Origin of the sequence: Streptomyces sp. NPDC059534, from assembly GCF_042743475.1 — a bacterium.
Classification (GTDB): Bacteria; Actinomycetota; Actinomycetes; order Streptomycetales; family Streptomycetaceae; genus Streptomyces.
This window is the reverse complement of the sequence record NZ_JBHWAQ010000116.1, coordinates 1-2784: the sequence shown is the minus strand read 5'-3', so window position 1 is coordinate 2784 and position 2784 is coordinate 1. Positions and strand designations below refer to the sequence as shown.

2 protein-coding genes and 1 pseudogene are annotated in these 2784 nt (G+C 69.6%); all 3 read right to left on the bottom strand.

The window, feature by feature from the left end; translation table 11 throughout:
* Window positions 1–930, bottom strand: a pseudogene (locus tag ACFVZH_RS40140) (hypothetical protein); the annotation flags it as partial.
* Between the two features lie 66 nt (window positions 931–996).
* A complete protein-coding gene (locus ACFVZH_RS40135) occupies window positions 997–1233 on the bottom strand; it encodes a hypothetical protein (protein WP_384905567.1) in 237 nt (78 codons plus the stop codon).
* A 177-nt stretch (window positions 1234–1410) separates the two neighbouring features.
* A complete protein-coding gene (locus ACFVZH_RS40130; RefSeq protein WP_384905565.1) occupies window positions 1411–2526 on the bottom strand; it encodes a tyrosine-type recombinase/integrase in 1116 nt (371 codons plus the stop codon).
* Window positions 2527–2784 lie beyond the last annotated feature (258 nt).

Here is a 2784-nt window from a genome sequence, read left to right as displayed (position 1 = left end):
TCGCCAGCCTCGTTTCCGACCGCAACACCACCGGCTGACACAAACCCCCAGCTCAGACCCCCACGTCTCCAACGCAATCACGCACCAGCTCGTAAGAGTGATCAGCCGGGCGGCGGGATCGGTCCACCGGTCGAGGTTCGCCGGCTGTTCGACCTGGGTCATGATGTGCTCGGCCAGGTGGCGGGCGAGCCGTGTGCGGCGCCGCGGGCAGTCGCCCGTGAAGAACGCGGCACTGGTCGGCAGGGAGTCGTCCCAGCCGTGCTGGCGGATGGCCTGGAAGAACAGGTGCAGGCCGTTGACGCGGCTCTCGTTCGAGCTGAGCCCGCCGGGGAGGTCGGTCAGCCAGGCCAGGTAGCGCTCCAGCAGGGCCCTGTCGACGTCGCCCAGGCCGCGGACAACGGTGGGGCCGACGGCGTCGAGGAACTCGCTGAACCGGGTCAGGGCCTGCATGTCGCTGACAACTGTGCTGACGTTCAGACCGGACGACAGCCGGAGCCTGATCCACCGCTTCGCCAGCACCCGCATCCAGGGCTGGGTGATGCGGTCGAACCACAGCTCGCTGCGGGGACGGGGCCGACTGACGCTGCGGTTGAGCCCGGTCAGCTTGCCCAGCCGCCACACGTCCCGGGCGTACTCGACCTCCCAGCCGGTGCCGTCGCGCAGGGTCTCGACCGCGTCCCGGGCGTAGAGGAGGAACACTGCGACGCGCTTGTCGTAGCCGCCGGATCCGCGGCGTTGGTAGGGGTCGGCGACCCGCTGCCACCGTTCCGCGGAATAGTCCAGCAGGGAGCCCACGTGCTCTTCGCGGGCCCAGCGGATAGCGGCCGCGATCATGCGGGCCGGTGCGGTGACGGTCTGCTCGTCGCGGCGGGCCTGGACGGCGTACTGGAACTCCAGCCTGAGCTGCGGCCCCAGTCCACGGAAGTCCACTCGCGGCAGGCCGAAGGACTGGCACTCGATGATGAAGTCCGCGACCGGCGGGGCGCCGTCCTGACGCTACCGGACGTGATGGCTCTTACAGAACGCGTTCGACGCGTTCTCAACCCACAAGGTGCAGTTGGGCAGGGCGCACTCGGTGTGGTCGGTGCCCGGCAGCGGCGCCGCGGAGGCCGCCCAGACGGCGGGATCAAGGCTGCCGGAGCGGGACCACTTGTCGCGGTGCCGCGAGCACAGTCCCTTGCCAGCGGCGCCGAAGCGGCAGCCCGGAACGGTGCAGTGCGTAAGCTCGCCCACTCCCCGGAGCGGAGGGCCGGGGTCGGCGAGGAACAACTGGGCAGCGCTTCCAGCCCAGCACCGGGTCGTCGACGTCGGGGACCAGGACGTCGACGCGGAACTCCGAGCGGACGGAGGCCAGCAGTTTCTCCAGCAGCCCGGAGCGGCCGAGCGGGCCCGTGGACAGGGGTGTGACGGTCACAGCCGCACCTCCCGGCCGGTGAACCAGCCTGCCGCTTCCAGCGTCCGGCGGGCGTCTTCGACGGTGAGGTGCCCGTACGTATCCATCGTGGTGGTGATCGAGGCGTGTCCGAGGAGTTCCTTCACGCTCTCCATGCCGGCGCCCTTGCGCAGCAGCCAGGTGGCGTAGGTGTGCCGGAACTGGTGCGGCTCGAAGTCGATGCCGGTATGGCGGCGCAACCGTTCCACCAGGTCATAGACGGCGGAGTAGGTGAGCGGGCGGCCGTGCGGGCGGCCCCAGAGGTTGACGAACACGTAGTCCGAGTCGAGGGCGCCGTACTCACGGTTGAGGTAGTCGGCATACAGCCGCATCAGCTCCACGCTGGCCGGGACCTCCCGTGAGCGGCCCGCCTTCGCCCGCACCCGATTCGCGTTCAGCCGTGGGATGACGCTCACCTGCCGCTCGGCCAGCGCGATGTCCTCGTGCCGCAGGCCCAATGCCTCGCCGATCCGCAGCCCGGTGTCCAGAAGCAGCGCGAACAGCAGCCGGTCCCGCAGATGATCGCACCCGTCCAGCACCGCCTGGGCCTCCCCGGCGGACAGCACGACCGGCCGGCGCCGCGGTTGCCGCAGCCGAATCGTGCGCGCCTTCTGCGGACGGCTCTTGGCGATGTGCTCCAGGAACGGCTTGTAGGAGCTGCCGCGGCCCCGGCGGCCGGCGGGCCGCATCGTCACCATCAGGTCGCCGAGCGGTACCCCGTGGCGGGCGTGGAACTCGCAGAACGACGACAGGGCGGCGAGCTTGCGGTTCACGCTGGACTCCGCGCAGTGGTGGTCCGCCGTGGGCAGCACCGCGACCTTTCCGTCCCGGGCCTGCAGCGGAAGCCGTAGCCAGCCCACGAACCCGGCGACGTCCTCCAGCGTCACCGACTGCCAGTCCAGCCCGCGGCCGGTGAGATAGACGAACCAGTCCTTCAGATCGTGTGCGTACGCCTTGACCGTGTTCGGTGACTTCTCGCCCCAGGCCAGGTAGGCCAGGTAGCGCTCGATCGGCGCAACCGGCACGTGGTCGTCCCCGAGCACGGTCCACGACTCGGCCTCCGAGTCCGGCATCAGCACGCGCTGCACCCGCATGGAACCTCCCGCTCATCCGTGGTGGATGACGGAAGGTAATCCCATCCAGGACCGGGCCGAGGGGGCTTCACTCGTACGTGCTGGACGTGATGGACACAGCCTCACAGACTCCAGATAACGAAGCCGAGCCGGGTCGGGCCGGACTTGTTCGCGATCAGGTCCCAGTCACTGAGCTCTTTCAGAGTGGCCACCGATCGGGTGACGGCTACGTCCGCAGGAGGGAATCCCAGCCGCAGGTCGGAAGCCGGTCAACCTCAG

Excerpts from the sequence above, each read along its gene's own strand:
- ACFVZH_RS40130 (WP_384905565.1), bottom strand. The coding sequence starts at position 2,526 with ATGCGGGTGCAGCGCGTGCTGATGCCGGACTCGGAGGCCGAGTCGTGG.